The 19,843-nt window shown below is 56.3% G+C and carries 16 protein-coding genes; 12 read left to right on the top strand and 4 right to left on the bottom strand.

Annotation, left to right across the window (positions count from 1 at the left end; all coding sequences use genetic code 11):
• From AWB75_RS31830 to AWB75_RS39555, 3 genes are all read left to right on the top strand, one after another.
• Positions 1-363 (top strand): transposase (locus AWB75_RS31830; protein WP_235012331.1); only part of this gene is annotated, 363 nt, incomplete at its 5' end.
• 181 nt (positions 364-544) lie between these two features.
• On the top strand, positions 545-751 hold the full coding sequence (locus tag AWB75_RS31825) for a rubredoxin (protein ID WP_087087096.1): 207 nt from the start codon (positions 545-547) through the stop codon (positions 749-751).
• Between the two features lie 886 nt (positions 752-1,637).
• On the top strand, positions 1,638-1,790 hold the full coding sequence (locus AWB75_RS39555) for an alpha-hydroxy-acid oxidizing protein (protein WP_143746576.1): 153 nt from the start codon (positions 1,638-1,640) through the stop codon (positions 1,788-1,790).
• Between the two features lie 360 nt (positions 1,791-2,150).
• Here the strand turns inward: AWB75_RS39555 and mdtD are convergent, their stop codons facing one another.
• Together mdtD and AWB75_RS31815 are read right to left on the bottom strand one after the other, a co-directional pair.
• Complete coding sequence (mdtD, locus tag AWB75_RS31820) at positions 2,151-3,605, bottom strand: multidrug transporter subunit MdtD (RefSeq protein ID WP_061127975.1); 1,455 nt, start codon at positions 3,603-3,605, stop codon at positions 2,151-2,153.
• A 312-nt stretch (positions 3,606-3,917) separates the two neighbouring features.
• A complete protein-coding gene (locus AWB75_RS31815; RefSeq protein WP_235012329.1) occupies positions 3,918-4,670 on the bottom strand; it encodes a hypothetical protein in 753 nt (250 codons plus the stop codon).
• 366 nt (positions 4,671-5,036) lie between these two features.
• Between AWB75_RS31815 and AWB75_RS31810 the strand changes: the two genes are divergently transcribed.
• The 9 genes from AWB75_RS31810 to AWB75_RS31765 all read left to right on the top strand — a co-directional run bounded on the left by AWB75_RS31810 (position 5,037) and on the right by AWB75_RS31765 (position 17,600).
• A complete protein-coding gene (locus tag AWB75_RS31810; RefSeq protein ID WP_061127973.1) occupies positions 5,037-7,178 on the top strand; it encodes an acetate--CoA ligase family protein in 2,142 nt (713 codons plus the stop codon).
• A gap of 32 nt (positions 7,179-7,210) precedes the next feature.
• On the top strand, positions 7,211-8,254 hold the full coding sequence (locus AWB75_RS31805; protein WP_087087094.1) for a CDP-6-deoxy-delta-3,4-glucoseen reductase: 1,044 nt from the start codon (positions 7,211-7,213) through the stop codon (positions 8,252-8,254).
• 34 nt (positions 8,255-8,288) lie between these two features.
• The gene (locus tag AWB75_RS31800) at positions 8,289-9,032 is read left to right on the top strand and encodes an enoyl-CoA hydratase/isomerase family protein (protein ID WP_235012327.1); all 744 of its coding nucleotides are present in this window, start codon (positions 8,289-8,291) and stop codon (positions 9,030-9,032) included.
• Between the two features lie 80 nt (positions 9,033-9,112).
• Positions 9,113-9,907: an enoyl-CoA hydratase/isomerase family protein gene (locus tag AWB75_RS31795; protein WP_061127971.1), complete on the top strand. Its 795-nt coding sequence runs from the start codon at positions 9,113-9,115 to the stop codon at positions 9,905-9,907.
• 1,104 nt (positions 9,908-11,011) lie between these two features.
• Complete coding sequence (tcuA, locus tag AWB75_RS31785; protein WP_061127970.1) at positions 11,012-12,421, top strand: FAD-dependent tricarballylate dehydrogenase TcuA; 1,410 nt, start codon at positions 11,012-11,014, stop codon at positions 12,419-12,421.
• Positions 12,408-13,574: a tricarballylate utilization 4Fe-4S protein TcuB gene (tcuB, locus tag AWB75_RS31780; RefSeq protein WP_061127981.1), complete on the top strand. Its 1,167-nt coding sequence runs from the start codon at positions 12,408-12,410 to the stop codon at positions 13,572-13,574. The genes tcuA and tcuB overlap by 14 nt, the downstream gene beginning before the upstream one ends.
• Positions 13,575-14,037: 463 nt before the next feature.
• A complete protein-coding gene (locus AWB75_RS31775; protein ID WP_061127969.1) occupies positions 14,038-14,505 on the top strand; it encodes a tripartite tricarboxylate transporter TctB family protein in 468 nt (155 codons plus the stop codon).
• On the top strand, positions 14,502-16,064 hold the full coding sequence (locus AWB75_RS31770; protein WP_061127968.1) for a tripartite tricarboxylate transporter permease: 1,563 nt from the start codon (positions 14,502-14,504) through the stop codon (positions 16,062-16,064). Before AWB75_RS31775 ends, AWB75_RS31770 begins: the two co-directional genes overlap by 4 nt.
• A 774-nt stretch (positions 16,065-16,838) precedes the next feature.
• Complete coding sequence (locus tag AWB75_RS31765; protein ID WP_061127967.1) at positions 16,839-17,600, top strand: IclR family transcriptional regulator; 762 nt, start codon at positions 16,839-16,841, stop codon at positions 17,598-17,600.
• 23 nt (positions 17,601-17,623) lie between these two features.
• On the opposite strand, the gene AWB75_RS31760 is transcribed toward AWB75_RS31765, so the two are convergent.
• On the bottom strand, positions 17,624-18,400 hold the full coding sequence (locus AWB75_RS31760; RefSeq protein WP_061127966.1) for an SDR family oxidoreductase: 777 nt from the start codon (positions 18,398-18,400) through the stop codon (positions 17,624-17,626).
• 43 nt (positions 18,401-18,443) lie between these two features.
• On the bottom strand, positions 18,444-19,562 hold the full coding sequence (locus AWB75_RS31755; protein WP_061127980.1) for a CapA family protein: 1,119 nt from the start codon (positions 19,560-19,562) through the stop codon (positions 18,444-18,446).
• Between the last annotated feature and the right edge of the window lie 281 nt (positions 19,563-19,843).

Genomic DNA, 19,843 nt, shown 5'->3' with positions numbered 1-19,843 from the left:
ACCGTGCTGGCCGACCTCGGGTTTCGCGGGGTTGATGCCGATATCGCCCCGGTGCAGTTGATTCATCGAGGTAAACACAAGACTCTAAGCAGTACACAGCGAAAGTGGCTAAAACGCCGCCAGGCGATAGAACCGATCATCGGACACGTGAAGCAGGACCATGGCATGCAGCGCTGTTGGCTAAAAGGACAAACTGGAGACGCATTGCACGCCGTGTTGTGCGCGGCGGGTTATAACCTACGCTGGTTGTTGCGTGCCATTGTCCGTCTGGGGCTTGGACCCGTATTGTTTGTACTCGCGTGGCTGCGCTGCCCGCCTGACGTTTCTCGGCGACCGTTGCTCACGCCCCGCACAACTGCTTGAGCTTGGAACGTACAACGGCACCAGATCGACCGCCCTTAAACGCCTGCGAAGGAAATCGAATTTTGCAGCTCTGACTAAGTAAGATCCATCGAAACGGATTTGGTTCTCGCAGTCGCGAACGCGCGGCAGCGACACAAAGTTAGTTCCAGGCGCTCGTCGAACCGAGTTGCGAGGCAATGATATGACAGCTGAAAACGAAGGACAAAGTACCGAGATTCGTGAATTCAAGGTTTGGCAATGCCTTCTGTGCGGATTCACGTATGACGAGGCTGAAGGCCTGCCAAGCGAAGGGATCGCGCCCGGTACGCGTTGGGAGGACATTCCGGAAGATTGGGTATGTCCCGAGTGCTCGGCGACGAAAGGCGATTTTGAAATGGTCGAGATCTGACGGAGTCAAAAATCGCCATAATCAAACCTCCAATTCGTTCCACGCAATGTCGATAGTAAGGTGTCGAGTACGACGTCTGCCGGTGAATAGCGGTGCGCCGTTGCAGCGGCCCTATCTCACGGTGGTGTGCGCTGCTCTTCGCAAGGCTCTTTCGAAACGTCAAGAGCTCCGTGCGACTATTTCCACGGAGCTTCGGGCGTGTTGCCTTCTACGGGACTGATTGTTCAGCATGGTCTCGTGATGGAACGCCTGCTCAACAGACCGCCTTCCGAATCAACTCCTGTGCAGTTCCCGAAGTCGCGTCTCACGGAATGGAACGAAGGCGCCGACTTACCGGTTGATCGGCACTGGCCTTCTCGTCAACCCAGCGCACAGCGTTCTTCCTGTCATGTACGCTCAGACTTCGCCGCCCCCGCAAGCTTTCGTCCGGTTGGAATAGCGCCGTTCGCAATCTACCAGGGCACTGTCATATTCATGGCGCTCGAGGTATCGCACAAGAAGCGTCGGGCTGTGGGCACGTTGTGGATAGATGCTGTCACAGGACCGCACAGGCCGGGTCTCGCGACAAATTACCTGCCGCCCCAAAGTCGGGCAATCAGTTCGCCGGATGCCTGCACAGCGTTCAGCCGCGATGACCGGGATCACCTATAGTTGATCTGCGATTTCTGGCAGCGACCGCTCGTTGTGAACGGGCATCCAGGTTGGATGATATACGCCGCACGCGCAATTTCGAAGTCGATGGTGCGTTCGTGTCGAGTCATTTCGGGGAACGACGGCGCGCTCGCGTCCTTGCGAGCGCTACCCAAAGTCGTCGTTGCTGCCGTCTTTTGCTGCACGGCGATGATCGATGGTGGCTTCCGGCATGGTGACGAAGGGCTGATGAGGCATGCGCTCGGTGAATCGTGTGATTCTTGTTGGCAGACTGTTCGAATATGGAGAGGCGACTGCGGCCGAAACTGGCATTCTTCGCGCAATCGCGATCCTGGAGAGTGAGATGACGCACAAAATGTCGATGCTGGGCGCCGATGCGGTCGGTTAGCGCGGGCTGCTCGTCGATTTGCAGGTGCACGAATGCAGCACGGTGAGGCTCTGGTCACAGCCCCGGCCACCTCGAAAAAGAACGCCCGCCTCTTCGGCGGGCAAATTGAGAGGGCACGGGTGTGGCAAGCCCAAAGTCAATAGCGGGTGAGGGGTGCCAGATAGCACCTCATGCCGATTCCGGAACAGCGAATTATCACGGGCTCGCCTCCAACCAGTGACAATCAAGTCTCTTGAAACCACCCGTGCGCCGACGGGCTCCTTACTCGATTGCCGGTCGCAGTTAAATCGGCAGGGCAATACAGTGCGCGGATCAATGGCGGCTGGACGCCTCGTACGTGCAACCAGGGGGTGTGACAGTCTAGTCTTCGACCGCGTTGGTCTTCCGGGCGTCGATGCCTCTCGTGTCGGACGCTAACTGGGCAAAAATGAAAGCAGATGACATCGTGATTAACCCGACGCACACGAAGGTAGAATGAAACACGGGTAGAGCTTGAGGCTGCAGATGCTTTGAAAATACGTTTCCAAACATCGCTAGCATCGCGCCCGCCACTGTCACCCCAAGGCTCATGGATAGCATTTGAGTGAGCGAGAACAGACTATTGCCACTGCTTGCGCCGACAGTATCCAAGTCCTTCAAGGTAAGCGCATTCATCGCAGTAAATTGGTTTGAATTGACCGCGCCAAAGAACGCAAGTTGTAGGAGTCGGACCCATAGCGGCTGCTGCGGGTCAACGAAGGCGAAGCTCGCCATGCTCAGTCCTGCAAGAACTGTATTGGAGACAAGGACCGTACGGTAGCCATACGCTGTAATCATCGCAACGATGACTCGTTTTGACGCGATTCCAGCTGCTGCCACGGGTAGCATCATCAAGCCCGCATGAAATGGTGTGTATCCAAGAGCCACTTGCAAGAACAGCGGGAGCAAGTATGGCATCGCTCCGCCGCCGATGCGAGCAAACAGGTTCCCAAGAAGACCGATCTTGAATGTTGGGATTTGGAGTAGGGTCAGCGGGAGAAGCGACGCGGGATTATCTGTGGAGTGCAGCGCATAGGATACGAGGAACGCGAATGCCAAGATTAGCAAAACCAATACGGAGGCTCGTTGTAGGCCGAGCTCCGCAAGTCCATCTAGCGCGATGGTTAGCGACAGCATGGCGAGCACTAGAAGAATATATCCCTTGAAGTCAAATCGCGTCACAGTTGGCTGGGGCTTCCCGACCATGAAAAAAAAGCATCCGATGCAGCCGATTGCGCCGATTGGTACGTTGATGAGGAATATCCAATGCCAAGAGGCGACGTCAGTAAGCCATCCGCCCAGGGTCGGGCCGAGCAGCGGACCCACTAGTCCAAGGACTGCTAGCGAACTCAATGCGGGCAGGTATCGTTCCCGTGGAAAATTGCGTAATATTGCCAGCCGTCCAACCGGCAGCAGCATCGCACCCCCCACTCCTTGAACGACTCGCGCAGACACCAACTGCCATAGCGCACGGGAGTTTGCGCACATCAAAGAGCCGACGGTAAAGATGATGATCGCAGCGAGGAATACTTTACGCGTTCCAAATCGGTCCGCTAGAAACCCCGATGCGGGAATCACAAGCGCCATTGTCAGCGAGTAAGCAATCACCACGGATTGCATGTGGAGCGGAGCTTCTCCGAGACTGTGAGCAATCGAAGGCAATGCGGTGTTGACGATCGTCGTGTCGAGCGTCTGCATGAAAAAGCCGGTTGCAACTAGCCACAGTGTCATTGTGACTTTTCGTGCGGTTGCTTTGTCGAGCTCGGCCGTTTGTGAGCCAATCGAGTTATCGCTCATCAGATGCTGTTTCGGTTATCGAATCGGTGACGTCGGCGTCGGGGAGATGAGCACAGAGCGGCGTTCTGCCGTGGCGCAGCTGGAATGCAAGAAGAGAAGCACTTTATGAGGCGGGCGATGACCTGTGTCGACGTTGAGGTAGTCGCCGCCGAAGGCCGACTGGAGCGTCGAAGTCATGGAACGTGCCGGGAGCAGACCATGTCCTTGTAATCGAAAGCCACTGAAAATGGTGTGATCCGAATTACTGCTCGCGTCGTAAGGCCGGGAGTACGGCCCCCGCCTGAGGAAGCAGGGGCGCAAATCCGACTTAGCTTATCGTTCCTCACGCGGGTACTGCAGGACCAGCGCTTCCAGACCTTTATCGCCCGCCCGGATGTCGAACTTCTCCTCGCTCGGTTCCACCACGACCATCGACCACAGCGGCAGCTCTTCGTCGTTGTGCAACAAAGTGCCGTTCCCGACGAATATGTAATAGCCGGCCGCTGCTTTCGGATCGGGTCCGGGGACGCTCATACCTGCGCCGAGGCGAACGACCTGGGCATGCATGCCGTCACTCGAGTCTTCGAGCAACGTCTCCCAAACTGCCTCCTTTCTTGCTGCAAGCACTGGTTCGATAGAAAAACGAACAGGCTCTGACGTGAGGTGGCGCCGCTTGCTCGGTTCAAGCCGCTCCCTGTAGCCGGGTTTATCAAGATACACGGGCTCCGAATTACCCGTGTACATGCGCATTGCGACGAACGAAAGCCCTTGAGGGCCGGCGACGATCGGGCCGTAAGCGGTGTGGTGATCTTTGAATTGAACCGTCAGAGGCTCCAAAACCTGTTTGCGGGCTCCCAAGGTTCCCGATCCCGCGATGAAGCATTGGAACATCGTCACTCCGTGGAAGTGCGAGACAACGGATTCGTGGGGATTGAGTTCCGACATCGTCGCCTGCGGCCCAGCGCCCGCGCTTTTTGAACTGCGAGGCCCAAAGAAGACGGTGCCCCAGTGTTCGTTACCCGTGCCGGGCGAAACCACGACGTTGCGATTTGCGAGAGCGTCGGCGCCGCTTCGTGTGTAAATCATCAGAAATCTCCTTGTGTCTTACCACTGCCTGCAGGGTCGGTGTGTCGAATGGATCTCGGCTCGTCGGCAGCTCCAGCGATCACAAGTGCATCCTATCACGGTTTTAGTAAGTAGCATGAGTTCCATTCATCGGAACCAATACCAGCTAAGGGTGATATGCGAAGACGTGGCTGTTTCGCTCGATGTGGCAACGTGCGGGGAGTTTTGGTTTCAATGCTCAAAACCAATTCCATTTTTGGTTGACGCGGCAGTTTTCCAGTAATAGAGTTCAGTCAACCAGCGGTACATCGATGACGCGTCGTGACCGTGCATTTTTCCGTTTCAATCCGAGCGGCATCTAGCTCAAGGGCCCGAGATTTAGTGACTATGAACTCCTTCAAACGTTTATTTGAACCCCGATCCGTCGCAGTCGTGGGCGTGTCGGACGACGCGGCTCGCCCCGGTTCACAAGCCGTCCGGGCGTTGCTCAAGAATGGGTTCGCGGGAAAGGTATATCCAGTCAACCCCAAGTACGAGCAGTTCGAGGGGTTGAAGTGCTACCCGGCAGTTGATCACATTGACGGACCGGTGGATCTCGTCGTCATTGGTGTGCCCGCAAAAGGTGTTCTGGCTGTTCTCGAGCAAAGCGCTGCCAAGAAGGTCCCGTTCGCTGTTGTATTGAGCGGTGGCTTCCGTGAGAGCGGTCCGGAAGGCATTGAGCTGGAAAAGAAGATGCTCACGATCGCCCGTGACTCGGGCATGCGTCTCATCGGACCGAATTGTCTTGGATTTGCGAATATTCACTCTAACGTGTATGCCGCATTCGGCAGCATTACGCGCGAGCCGAAGCTCAAGGCGGGATCGGTTTCTCTCGTGACGCAAAGCGGCGGATTCGGCTATAGCCTCGCCCTTGGGTGCGCCGCCGCCGGGGTGGGTTTTCGCCATGTGATTGCAACAGGAAACGAGACCGACATCGATACCGTTCAGCTCATCGATGCCCTCCTAGACGATCCCGAAACCGAAATTATCGTCGCATATATCGAAGGTACAAGGGACGGACGCGCGCTGCTGAACGTTGGGCGCCGCGCCCTGGCGGCAGGGAAGCCCGTGCTCCTTTGGAAAGGGGGCGTGACGGAGCAAGGAGCTCGCGCGGCAGCCTCCCACACTGCAAGTCTCACAGGTAGCTACGACTTCTATCGCGCGCTTTTCAAGCAGACTGGAATCGTCGAGATCCGGGAGATCCACGAGGCTGTCGACTTTCTGAAGGCGCTTGCCGGTGCGAAGTACCCGTCTGGTGGCGGGGTTGGTGTCATGGGCGTGTCAGGAGGATCGGCAATCGTGTTCGCCGATGCGGGGGAGCCGGAGGGGCTCTCCCTGTGCGACCTTAGTGAAAGCACGCAAGCACGGCTCAAGGACGTCGTCCCGAATATCGGAGCAGTACACAACCCTATTGACCTTACCGCAGGCTACTTCTCCGCTGCAAACCGTGAAAGGTTGAAGGCGGCGGTTCTTGCCACGCTCGACGATCCGTCGGTCCACTCGCTCTGCGTTAACCTTGCTACGACCGGCAGCGCCGGGAGCGTCGCTGCTGCTGAAGTGTTGGCGGGCATTGCACATGAAACCGATAAGCCGGTACTTGTCTTTTCTTCGGCCCCCGCAGACCAGATTACTCCCGCGCTGGAGATCTTCGACCGCGCGAGGATTCCAGTTCTTCCGTCGCCTTCACGTGCGGCTAGAGCGATCGCAATGCTCAAGCGATACGGCGAAGCTAAGGTCAAGCTGACTGACTCAGCGCATGCGTCGGAGGCGGAAGGCGCTGCAGCTCAAACCAACGATCTCTCGGACGCGATCAAAAAGGGAAGTTTGTCGGAAACCGAGTCGAAGGAAATTTTGGCCGCAGCAGGCATTCCAGTCACGAAGGATGTCATCGTCGAGGGTGTCGACGGCGCGGTTTTCGATATGCTGAAGGGTCCTTTAGTCGTAAAAATTGTCTCCCCCGACATTCCGCACAAAACCGAAATCGGTGGCGTCAAGGTGGGGTTGCGCACGCGAGAAGAACTCGAATCGTCGATCGTGGAGGTGCTTGAGAATGCGCGAACGCATGCACCGGCCGCACGCATTGAAGGTGTGTTGGTTTCTGAAATGGTTCGGGGTGGCTTCGAGCTTATCGCTGGCGTCGTGAATGATGAGGTGTTCGGCCCCGTGGTCGTGGTCGGGGCGGGAGGCATTTATACCGAGCTTCTTCGAGATTCCGCTTGCCGCCTCGCGCCCTTTGACGTGAAAACCGCTCGCGAGATGGTTGACGAACTGCAATGCCGACGGATCATGGACGGCGCGCGCGGATCCGCTGCCCTCGATGTCGAAGCCGTGGCCCAGGCTCTTTCGGCGCTCTCCCGCTTTGCGTGGGACAACCGAAGCATCGTCAAAGAGGTCGACGTTAATCCCCTCTTCGTGCTCCCGCAAGGTGTGGTCGCAGCCGACGCCCTGATCATTCCATCGACCACGGGCAACGCGAAAACGGCACCGTAAATACACTCCAGTTAGTAAAAGGTGAATCTGTCATGAGTGAAGGTCAAGTTTTGTCGGACACCTTCCCAGTCCTATTCAAACCGCTGGACCGTACCCTTGAAGTGCGATCTGAGCAGACCATTCTCGAGGCCGCTCTAAGCGCCGGGTATCCTCTGCCCTACAGCTGTAAAAGCGGTGTGTGTGGGTCGTGTAAGGCGCGGGTGGTCGACGGAGAGTTAGACCCTGGTAAGGCTCAAACGGCAACGCTTACGCAAGCGGAAATCGACAAGGGCTACACGCTGCTCTGCCAATCGAAACCACGTTCAGCGCTGACCATCGAATGCAACGTGGTTCCGGTGGTGGAGGGCTATCCGGTGCGCAAATTGGCTTGCCGAGTGGATCGCCTTGAGCGGCTGGCAGACGACGTAATGCGGATTCGTCTGCGACTTCCGGCCAATCAGAGTCTTGCGTTCTTGCCCGGCCAGTACATCAACATCGCCATTCCAGGTGGTATCCGTCGGAGCTTGTCTATCGCCAACTCGCCCGATGACACGGGGTTCGTTGAGCTGCATCTGCGCAACTACGACGGGCCATTCAGTCGGCACGTGTTCGGAAAGATGGCCGAGAACGACCTTCTCAGGTTCGAAGGGCCGCTCGGTACCTTCTTCATCCGCGAAGCTACCGAGAAGCCGATCATTTTCGTTGCGAGCGGGACGGGGTTCGCGCCTATCAAAGCGATGATCGAAAAAGAGGTTCGCAAGGGCCACGGCCGTCCTATGACATTGTACTGGGGTGGCCGGCGGCCGAAGGACCTCTATTTGCATGACGTTGCTAAAGCTTGGGTAACGGACGTCGGACTCAACTATGTTCCGGTGATATCCGATGCATCGGCAGAAGACAACTGGACTGGACGATCCGGGTTCGTACATCAAGCCGTGATGGAAGACTTTGCCGATCTTTCGCGGCATCAAGTTTATGCATGCGGCGCGCCAATCGTTGTTCAATCAGCGCGCAAGGACTTTATTAACGAACGCCGTCTGCCAGAAACTGAATTTTTCGCCGACATCTTCGTGTCGGGTGCAACGCCGGCGGCCTGAGACCACCCGAGCGGAATGAGCATAAGGAGATGCAATGATGGAAGGTGTTAGTCCTTGTTCAGCGACTATTGCTGTAGACGTCGAGCAGCGTAATGCTCAGATCTGGATAACGATAAGCCGTGCCGAGAAAGCAAATGCGATGACGGTCGCGATGGTCGAGCGCATGACTTCCGCAATCGTTGAGGCGGGCAGCAATCCTGGGGTGCAAACAATTCTACTGACAGGTGCTGGAACCCGCGTGTTTAGCGCTGGGGTGGATGTGCGTGAAAAGCCGGCGGACGGGGATCAGGCGGCCCAACGTGAACGCCGCTCCCACGCGTTGGCATCGTTGCAGGACGCGGTCATGAACTGTCCGAAGCCGGTGATTACGGTCCTTAACGGCACCGCAAGTGGAGCCGGAGCAATGCTCGCGCTTCTGTCAGACGCCTGTGTTGCCGCTGACGAAGCAGAACTGACACTGCCCGAGATCAATCTGAGCATCCCCACGTTCTCCGGGGCGAACATTCTTGAAGTGATCGGAGGTCGGGCCCTCGCATTGGATCTGATTCAGACGGGAAGACGTATGCCGGCGCGGGAGGCTCTGAGTCGTGGTTTGGTCGCGAGCGTCGTGCCGTCTAGTGAGTTGCAATCGGCCGCCGAGGTCGTAGCCGAAGGGCTTGGGTCTAAGGATCCTCACGCCTTCGCGGAGAACAAGCGCTGGATCAACCGCTCGCTCAAAACGGCTTTGAACGAGGCGCGAGAGGAGCACGCGCGGCATCGACAGAAGCTTGCGAAGTAGGTAAGGGCCGCCGACCGTTGTTAATAGTTGGCGACAGGCGATGAATGGGCTGTAGAAACGTGCCCTGGCAAGGAGACTAAATGGCGGACCTCGAGCTTGAAAGAATTGACCGTGTACTCGTCGCACGACTGAATCGACCCGAAAAGAAGAACGCGCTTAGCGAGGAAATGCTGGAGGTTCTTCGCAACGCCTTGAAAGAAGCAAATGAAGATAACGAAATCGGCTGTTTCGTAATTACTGGGGCTGGAGACGCGTTCTGTTCCGGGGGCGATCTCGGACGACGTGCGGCCGAAAGGGCGGCTGGAGACCCGACGCCACTTGATCGGAAGCTCCGTTTGCAGAAGGTTACACATCAGGTAGCGTTGGCTGTCGAGGAATTCGAGAAGCCTTTGATTGCTGCTGTCAACGGCGCAGCAGTCGGGGCGGGAATGGACCTCTCCCTAATGTGCGACATGCGTTTTGCAGGGACTTCGGCTCGGTTCTCAGAGGGATACGTGAAGGTCGGCCTCATTCCTGGAAACGGCGGCTGTTACTTCTTACCTCGACTCGTCGGGCCCGCGAGAGCGCTTGAGTTGCTGTGGACAGGAGATTTCGTTTCCGCAGACGAAGCACTGAAGGTCGGCCTAGTCAATCGTGTCTTCAATGATGCGGATCTCTTTCAAGAAACGCTTACGTTCGCTACGCGCTTGGCTGAGGGCCCGCCTCTTCAGATTCGCGACATCAAGAAGCTAATGTATCAGTCGCTACGTACCGATTTGCGCACAAGCCTCGAGTCCGTGGCAGCGCACATGGCGGTCGTCCAATCCACGGACGACTACAGAGAAGCAATCTCCGCGTACAAGGAGAAGCGCAAGCCGAAGTATCGGGGAAGCTAATCGCTCCCGAATCGCGCATCGCTCACCATTTCGACTCATGCGATGACTCCTCGCGCGTCCGTCGCCGGTTCATCTCGATGTCGGTACGCGTGGGGAGGTGGAACTCAACTAGTCCGTTGCGCCGTCGCGCGAAACCGGCGCACGTTCGAACACTCGACGCAACTTTCATAATACGAAACGGCCCTTCGATGCGCGCAGTTAGGCGTCCATTCGGAAAGAGCGCCGCCGCCGTCTTGAAGCGGGATGCCCGCTAACCGGTCGCGTCCCGCTCTCCTGAACGCTTGCCGACGGCGCATGCGGCCCCTCGTGCAATCTGCCGCCAACATTGACGTAACCGCAAGCGAGGTCGGGTGAGTCCCACGACGCTTGCGGACAACCGTAGCGCGGCGGGCCTCCGGCGCTTATGTCTCAGGGTGCTGAATTCGGGCTAGCCAAAACAAATCAGCAAGCTTCCAGTTCCAGTCACCGAAACTTGTATCGATCAACGAAATTAGTTGTAGACTAAAGTCACGACAAGAAAGACGTCGCGGTGGAGTCGGTGCCGGGAAGGGAAATCGACAGGATTCTTTGGATTGCAGATGTGGGACGAGGCGTTGGATGAAGTTCCCTCTAACGTCGACGGTGAGCAACAGGCGAGGAGTTGATGATGAGAACGGACGGGCAGTCATTGCGCTGGTTGGTTCAAAAATGGTTTGGCTCAGCGCCGGCAAGGGGGATCCGGGTCACTCGAACCATTCCGGTGAAATCGAAGCCGTTTCGAGGCGTTTGCGTCGAAACGACTCAGTCGGACCGAGACCTCGTCATTTTCTTCTTCCGTCACGACGACGGTTCGTGGAGCGTCCTTCCCCCATCTGCAAGGCGCCCGATGTTCAGTGTGTGTGTCTGAGCCAGCCGTGATTTAAGAGCTTCGCATAACTTGAGCGAAGGATTGAAACCGGGAAGACGTCAATAACGAACAAGCCTCGCTGTTGGTACGAACAAAGCTGGTTTTGCGTGGGTCGCGGTAAGAGTTAAGTGTTTGTGAAGAGGTGTTGCCTCGATCCTAGTTTTGATCAAAAACCCCGAGGCCTACACTGCACAAAAAAGGAAAGTCGGAGCGAGACGATGATAGATGTGCTTGTGATTGGAGGTGGCAACGCGGCCCTTTGCGCTGCACTGATGGCTCGAGAAGCCGGTGCTTCAGTTCTCGTGCTTGAGGCCGCGCCAAAGGAGTGGCGTGGAGGGAATTCTCAACACACGCGTAACCTGCGCTGCATGCACGACGCACCCCAAGACGTGCTAGTCGATGCTTATCCTGAAGAAGAGTATTGGCAGGACCTTCTCAAGGTTACTGGTGGGTTGACCGATGAGAAACTCGCCCGAATCGCAATCAAGGCTTCGTCAAACTGTCGAGACTGGATGCGTGGACATGGAGTTCGATTCCAGCCACCGCTGTCCGGAGCCTTGCATGTCGCGCGAACTAATGCCTTCTTCATGGGTGGCGGTAAGGCGTTGGTGAACGCTTACTACCGTAGCGCGGAAGCTCTGGGCGTTCAGATTCGCTACAACGCGCCAGTTGATTCGATCGAACTCGATGGCGAGCGCTTCGTGGCTGCTCAAATCGGCTCTGAGCGCATTGAGGCACGCACTTGCGTTCTCGCCGCTGGTGGATTTGAATCGAATCGCGAGTGGCTGCGGGAAGCGTGGGGGCAGGTGAACGGTCAATGGATCGCAGACAATTTCTTGATCCGAGGTACCCGCTTCAACATGGGAACCTTGCTCAAATTTATGATTGACGCGGGTGCCGATACTATCGGAGATCCGTCTCAATCGCATTGTGTGGCTATCGATGCGCGAGCGCCGCTCTACGACGGAGGCATCTGCACGCGAGTTGATTGCGTTTCGCTTGGAGTAGTCCTCAATCGAGACGGGGACCGCTTCTACGACGAAGGCGAAGATTTTTGGCCCAAGCGCTATGCGATCTGGGGACGTCTCGTTGCTCAGCAACCTGGACAAATCGCATATTCAGTGATCGATTCGAAGGCTGTCGGGCGATTCATGCCTCCTGTCTTTCCCGGCACTCGAGCTCATTCGCTCGCTGAACTTGCCCGTGCGATGAAGATTGATGAGGCACGGTTCATGAACACGATCGAGTCGTATAACGCGGCGTGTCGCGTAGGGACGTTCAACCACGCCGTTCTTGACGACTGCCATACCGAGAATCTAACGCCCCCCAAAACGCACTGGGCACAACCTCTCGACAAACCTCCTTACTACGCCTATGCGCTGCGTCCAGGTATCACTTTCACCTATCTGGGGCTGAGGACTGACCCCCGCGCCGCCGTCTACTTCGACGGAACCCCGTCTGAAAATCTCTTCGTGGCAGGGGAGATGATGGCGGGCAACGTCCTCGGGAAGGGATATACAGCGGGGGTCGGTATGGCTATCGGCACCGCATTTGGCCGCATTGCAGGTACTCAGGCTGCTCTCGCGGCAAGAAACGTGAAAGGGAAACATGACCATGCAATCGCTTGAAGCTTTGGCTCGAGAGGCATCTGCGCTCGCCAAGAACGAAATCATCGTTCGATCTGCTCTTTCGGAGCAAGAGAACGAAGTAAGCAGAATCATGCAGATTTGCAACGCATGTCGCTACTGCGAGGGCTTTTGCGCAGTTTTCCCGGCTATGACTCGCAGGCTGGAGTTCGATCGCTCTGATGTGCATTTTCTGGCCAATCTCTGCCACAACTGCGGTGCGTGCCTTCATTCGTGCCAATACGCACCGCCGCACGAGTTTGCAGTGAATGTGCCCAAGGCGATGGCACAGGTCCGCTTGACTACATACGTCGACTACGCGTGGCCCTCAGCGTTCGGACGGCTTTACAAGCGCAACGGTCTGACGGTGTCGGCAGCGCTTGCGAGTGGCTTGGCGCTCTTCCTCGTGCTCGGGATGTACATGACAGCAGGATTGGTACCTGCCGCTGGCGCGAATTTCTACGCAGTTTTTCCGCACAATCTCCTGGCACTGATGTTCGGCGTTGTCTTTGCCTTTGCAGCGCTAGCCCTGGGCATCGGAGTGAGACAGTTCTGGAGGAACGAAAATCCCGGCGCACCGTCAATGTCTGCTGCGTCGGAAACTGCCGGTGATGTATTGAGCCTTCGCTATCTTGGCGGTGGTCATGGAGATGGATGCAACAACGAGGACGACGCGTACTCACTCGCACGCAGGCGTTTCCATCACTTTACCTTCTATGGTTTCTTGCTGTGCTTCGCCTCGACGTGCGTTGCGACCGCCTACCACTATCTCTTGAAGTGGGAGGCACCATATGCACTCACCAGCCTTCCGGTGTTTCTTGGATCGTTCGGCGGTATGAGCTTGCTCGTTGGAACCAGCGGCCTCTTTGTCCTTAATTTGAAGCGGCACCCGCTCCATGGAGACCGTGGCCAGAGAAGTATGGATGTCGGTTTCATTGTCCTCCTGTGGTTGACCGCAATAACCGGGTTGATTCTCCTGGCTCTGAGGGAATCCTCTGCGATGCCCGTATTGCTCGCGGTTCATCTCGGGGTAGTCATGGCTCTTTTCGCGACTCTTCCGTATGGAAAATTCGCGCATGGGATTTTCCGTACGGCGGCTTTGCTGAAATGGGCAATTGAAAAGAGAAAGCCGTCGACGTTGTTGGTTGAAGACTGATTAATTCTGTGGGTAGCTAATGAACTAGGTGTGCCAGGTCGATCGATCGAAAGTGCCACTCTACTGTCGAATTCGACGTCCAGATGCTTGTGAATTCTTTAATTATAGGAGACTGAGTGTCTTACGGGCGCAAGTGATGTTGTTACGACATCGCAAGAGTCGGCCCGAAGTCCTCAAACGAAAATCATGCCCATCAAGACATTCCCTCTGCGCGCTTCGAGCGTGAGAGGTCGTAGCCACTTATCAGCGGCGCTTGGTCGTTGCCGAACCGCCTTCCGATTTTTTTTAGTCGACGCTGCGGCCGGAAGCGTGTGCGATGCCGTTGTGCACTTCGATGGCATCGCCGCGTACCAGCTCTTTCTAGCGGACTTCCGTACACACAATAATTCGCTGGGTCTGGAGCGGTGAGAAGGTAGCTCGATCGGCGCGTAATTGCGCTTACGAACACATAAAAGGAGGCGTGATGTTCGGAAAAAGCTTAAACAGGGATGTCTTTGGAGGCGTCTTGATGTTTGGCATTGGGGTTGCCGTAGCAATCCATTCAATGTCGCTGCATCTTGGTTCACTCAGCCAGATGGGTCCAGGGTATTTCCCATTTGCGCTTGGGGCCATCCTGACCGTCGTCGGGATCGCGATTGCTGTGCAGGGACGTCTCTCGTCGCCTGTTGAGGAAGAGAAAGAGCATCACGGCGCGGAGTGGAAGGCCTGGTTTCTCATATGCCTCGGTGTGATGGCGTTCGTTGTCCTCGCGAGGTATTTGGGGCTCGTCGTTGCGACGTTCGCCGTTGTATTTATTTCGGCACTCGGTGATCGAAAGAACACGTGGAAATCCGCTGCGCTTCTCGCCATCGCACTAGTTGGGGTCGCGATTATGGTCTTTTGGTGGGCGTTGCAAATTCAGTTGCCTCTGTTCAAGTGGGGTTTCGCATGATCGCTCAGACACTTCACGACCTGTGGTTCGGGTTCAGCGTTGCGTTGTTGCCGCAGAACCTATTTTGGTCTTTCTTCGGGGTGCTCGTCGGCAACCTGATTGGTGTGCTTCCCGGGATGGGCGCGCTGTCGGCAATCGCCATGCTGTTGCCGCTCACTTACTCGATGCATGCTGTGCCAGCTCTCTTAATGTTGGCAGGGATCTTCTACGGCTCGCAGTATGGCGGCGCCCTTGGTGCGATCTTGCTAAACCTTCCTTCCCATCCGCCGCATGCGGTGACATGCATCGATGGGTATCCACTAACCAAGCAAGGGAAGGGCGGTACTGCACTTGGTATCACGATGGTTGCATCGTTCTTCGCGGCCTCGGTCGGGATTATCGTGATGATCTTTGCCTCGCCACTGCTTGTGAAGGTGGCTTTCGAGTTTGGACCGACCGAGATTGTTTCGATCATGATGCTCGGACTCATCGCAGGTTCGACCATGGCACGCGGTTCCAAACTAAAGGGAATCGCGATGACGGTGTTCGGTCTGCTTTTGGGGATTGTCGGGACGGACGTCAATACCGGTATCCAACGCTTCACATTTGGCTTCACTGAGCTTTCGGACAAGATTGAACTGGTGGCGCTTGCGATGGGGCTTTTTGGCGTTGCCGACTTTATGCTCAGTGTCAATCGAGTCGCATTCATCGGTACTCAGGCCAAAGTTAGATTTCGAGACATGCGGCCATCAGTCAAGGAATTGAAGCAAGCGTTTTGGCCGATGGTACGCGGAACATTTGTTGGTACCATGTTCGGCGCAATGCCAGGCACGGGACCGACTATCACAACGTTTATCGCGTATGCCCTGGAGAGAAAGTTGGCGAAGGATCCTGACCGATTCGGCCAAGGCGCAATCGAAGGGGTGGCGAGTCCGGAAGCATCAACGCATGCCAAAACGCAGGTTGACTTCATTCCAACCATGACTCTTGGAATTCCCGGGGACGCCGTCATGGCACTGCTTCTCGGGGCGTTGCTGATTCAAGGATACCAACCGGGTCCGCAGCTTATCACTGAACACGCGGATCTCTTCTGGGGGTTGATTGCTAGCTTCTGGATCGGGAACGTGCTTCTTCTGATCTTGAACGTACCGATGATTGGCATTTGGGTGAAGCTTCTTCAGGTTCCGTATCGGCTGATGTACCCATCGGCGTTGTTCTTCATCGCGATCGGTGTCTACAGCACGAATAACAGTCTGTTCGAAGTAGGCGAGGTCCTCGTCTTCGGTGTCATCGGCGCCATACTGCTGGCACTCAAGTTCCCGGTCGCGACCATCTTGCTAGGGTACGTGCTCGGGCCGATGGTTGAAGAGAACTTCCGGCGCGCGCTGCTTCTGTCACGAGGCGATATGGGAATCTTCCTCGAGCGACCAATCAGTGCTGCTTTCATGTATGCCTGTATGCTGCTGATTGTCGGTCAAATATTTTTCGCATGGAGAGGTGCGAGAAAGAAGAAGGGCCCACTCACGGATGTCGGCAAACAGACTCCGTCTTTGTCAAATACTGCTGTAGCCGAAGACTAGTCTAAATTTCTAATTGAGATTCATGAAGGTGGCCACCGACCGTACTCTATAACGCGGAATCCACGCGCGATCGCGAAAAAAGTCCTCTCAGGGGTGGGGCGCCGACCGTGTTATGCGGAAGGCGCCCTCTTTTTTGAGGGAACTGCTCAAACGAATTCGGGTGCTGTTGAACGTTTTAGGAAGACGTTTTTTGTGTGAGTTCGTTGACGATAAATGTGGAGCTGCGGAGCGTTCGCGATTGCAACGCGATCGAACAGGTAAAGAGGTATTCAGCGTTACGTCACGAGCCCATCGCGTGAGCGATCACAGCGAAGTCGCAAGTCCAACCGTACGAGCGACTGATGCGATCATTGAGCTCATTTGAGTGGAGTGCAAATCGACGGCGCTCGACAACCCGCAGCGCCAGCGCTCAGATACCAGGGAAGCGAGTTGCGGAACCAGCGGCCGACCCTTGTTGTTGGCTTGTGTTCACTGAGCAGCTGGGAGTCAGAAAGGCTCAAAGAGATCGCCGATTGTGGTGACTACTCACTCTAGCCTTTGTCAGGCCGCTTTCCATCGCGACATCGATGCGTGGCAGGCGGAGGTATCGGTCAGCGGCGACGTTGAAGAGTCCGCTTCACAGAGGCTCGCCGGGGAACCACAATTGCCTCTCGCACGAGATAGCGGCCGAATTTTGCTGAAGAATGCGTCGGAGAAGGTGGCCTCATATCGCGCGGGTACCTGCGGTGTTGTACCATACTGCATCACAGAAATATTCGAACGGAACTTCAGCCCATGATGCGCTCGGTAGAACGGATTTTGGCGGTTTTCGAGAGTTTCAGCGCGGAACGAAGCAGTCTATCGCTCCAGCAGATCTCTGACCGCATTGAGCTGCCAAAGTCGACGACGTTTCGCATTGTCCAGAGCTTGGAGCAGGCAGGCTACCTTGTGCGACTGGAGGACCAGCAGTACTGTCTTTCGTTCCGGTTCACGCGCCTCGCAGGCCTTGTGAAAAGTACGCTCGGTATCCGTGAGATTGCGCGGCCCTTCATGACTGAGCTTGCAGAGAAGACCAAAGAGACTGTTTCGCTGCATACCGTGTCCGGACGTAACCGAATCTGTATCGAATCGATATCAACCGTCATGGCGCCATTGAGGGCGGTCGTTCAAGCAGGCGAGCAGATTCCGCTGCAGGCCGGTTCTGGCTCGAAGGTCCTAATGGCCTACATGCCAAAGGCTGAGCTCACGCCACTGCTTTCGAGCGTAGGTAAGGCGTCCAAGCAAACGAAAACGGAACTCTTAGCGGAGTTGGAGCATATTCGCGAGGTGGGGTTCGCTGTGTCGCATGGGGAGCGATTGATGGGAATTTCGGCAATTTCTGCGCCGATCACGGATGTGAATGAAGAGGTGCATTACTGCCTGTCCGTTGGCGCGCCTACGGTTCGAATGCAGATGCATGAGAAAGAGTTTGTGAAGCTAGTCGTGGACGCGGCAGCGAGCATTTCGCGGCAATTTGGGGGGCAGGCTGAACTGTCTGTCCCTATCGACGAGCCCTGAGCGTCCACGTGGTCGTTTCAAACCTAGAATAATGAGCTAACCATCCCACCATCCACCGGCACCGTCGAACCGGTGATGAAACCCGCCTGCATTGACGCAAGAAAAGTGACTACGCCTGTGAGTTCTTGCTGAGTTCCCATGCGTCCCAGTGGCGTAAGCTTCTTTCGGGCTTCGGCCTGTTCTTGAGTGTACGCCGCTGAACCCGAACGATGGGGGGTTTCAATCAGCGCGGGAGCAACACAGTTGACCGTGATCCCCTTCGTTCCCACCTCGTTGGCCAAGTGCTTCATATAGGCGGTGACACCCGCCCTGAACACGGTCGAGAGACTGTGATGAGGCATTGGGGCCTTCACAGAAGCTGAGGTGACGGCGATGATTCGGCCCCAGCCTCGGGTCATCATCTGTGGCGTAAGCTGACTCACTACCTGGATCGTCCCCCACAGCTGGCTGTGATACGCCTCGGTCCATCGCTCCTCTTCGATCTCTTCGACCGTTGCGCGGATAGGATTCGGTGGCCGACCAGTGTTGAGGACGGCAATGTCCACGCCTGAAAATTCCGTCTGCAGCGCGTGCACAAGGTTATCAACGTCACTGCGAGACAGCATGCTGCCGGGGACCGCCAGCGCACGGACTCCATGCTCTGCCTCAATTTCCTGCGCTATTGCTTCCAGCTTGTCCGCAGAGCGCGCGAAAAGCGCCAGATTGACGCCCTCTGCGGCTAGAGCGTGCGCAATGTTTCGTCCCATTCCCCCGCTCGACGCGGTGACCAATGCCGTTTTACCGCGTATTCCCAAATCCATGATCAGCTGCCTCAGGTGTACGTTTTCAACAGCGTTTGCACGCTTAGTCGGTGATGACCACTTCGTCTCCGACTATTTCGAAGCGGTGTGGCATATCTTCGGAGACCCATTCCATGTACGCGACGAGGTCGTCAAAACGTTTGTCATCGCGCCGCAACACTTGCGGGCGATAGCGGTCATCGAAGGTCATCGGCAGAAACGAAACCCGACCAATCCCGTTCTTTGAAACTTCTGCCTTTGCCAGCAGACCAAGAGTGCAGTCCTTCCCGTAAGGCATGAGGGGGTAGGTAGGGTCTAGATCGGTATGGTTCCTGACTGCACCGTGCGCCCAAGCCGGCTCATTGGTCCAGGAAGGAGCAGCAAAGGACTTCGTCATGGCGAAAACACCCAAGCTGTAGAAGATTACCTTTCCCTTGTAAACCTCGATAGCCTTCGGAATATGGGGTGCGTGGCACACGACCATATCGGCACCTGCGTCGATCGCCGCGTGCGCCACGGTGACTTGGTAGTCGGAGATCACCCGTGGTAGGCGGATTACACCAGAGTGGAAGGCCAGGATGACTACATCAGCCTGAGAGCGTAAGGCGGTGACGTCCTCAATGAGTCGCCCTAGGTCGTCAGCATTAGGTTCGGTGTGCACGCGCACAGGTTGATGCGGCCCGCGCGTTTCATAGGTCGTCTTGATCCGCACATTTGTCACGCCGGGCTTCTGAGGCCCGGCGTCGCTGCCTGCCGCTCCTACCGAGGTGTAGCCCAGGTAACCGACCTTCAGGCCGTTGCGCTCGACAATCGCGGGCTGGCGCGCCTCCGCGAGATTACGTCCTGCACCCGTAACCTGGACGCCGCTTTCCACGAGCAGGTCTCTCGTATCCACAAGAGCGTCAGGTCCAGCGTCAAAGCTATGGTTGTTGGACATTGTTACAGCATCGAACAGCCCTCCGGTGAAGAGCTTCGACATTTCTACGGGCTGACACACCTGCGGTGCATGGTCAGACTTGACCCCTCGAGTCGAATAGGTCCGCATACAGTTGACGAACCGGAAGTTCGCCTTCTCCAGAATCGGCTGGACCAGCTCAGTGTAGCCTTCAATCGGGTATCCCTCAGTGGGCCCATGGGTGGGTCCACAATCTCCAGCAATAAGTACGGTTGAAGTGTCTGACATTGCGCCTCCTTTGATGTTCGTCCGCTGAAACCTTCTTTCCCGGTCGACGCCGAGTCTGTCCGAGAAATCCTCATCTTCCACTACAATTGTCCCACCATATGAGAGATCACGCCCTTAAGGTTTCAAGGGGGCGCTCTCAAGCGAAAGCAAACTCTAGTTCCATCCAATGAAACCGGTGCTGTTTATAGGAACTCATGATAGCATTTTCTTGCCGGTCCACGAGTCTATCTCGTGGATCAAGGAGGCTTAGGGCAGCGCAACCAGCTGCATACACGAGACAT

This window comes from Caballeronia catudaia (genome assembly GCF_001544755.2).
GTDB classification, from domain to species: Bacteria; Pseudomonadota; Gammaproteobacteria; order Burkholderiales; family Burkholderiaceae; genus Caballeronia; species Caballeronia catudaia.
The sequence above is the reverse complement of the archived record's forward strand: the minus strand, read 5'-3'. Positions and strand labels throughout refer to the sequence as shown.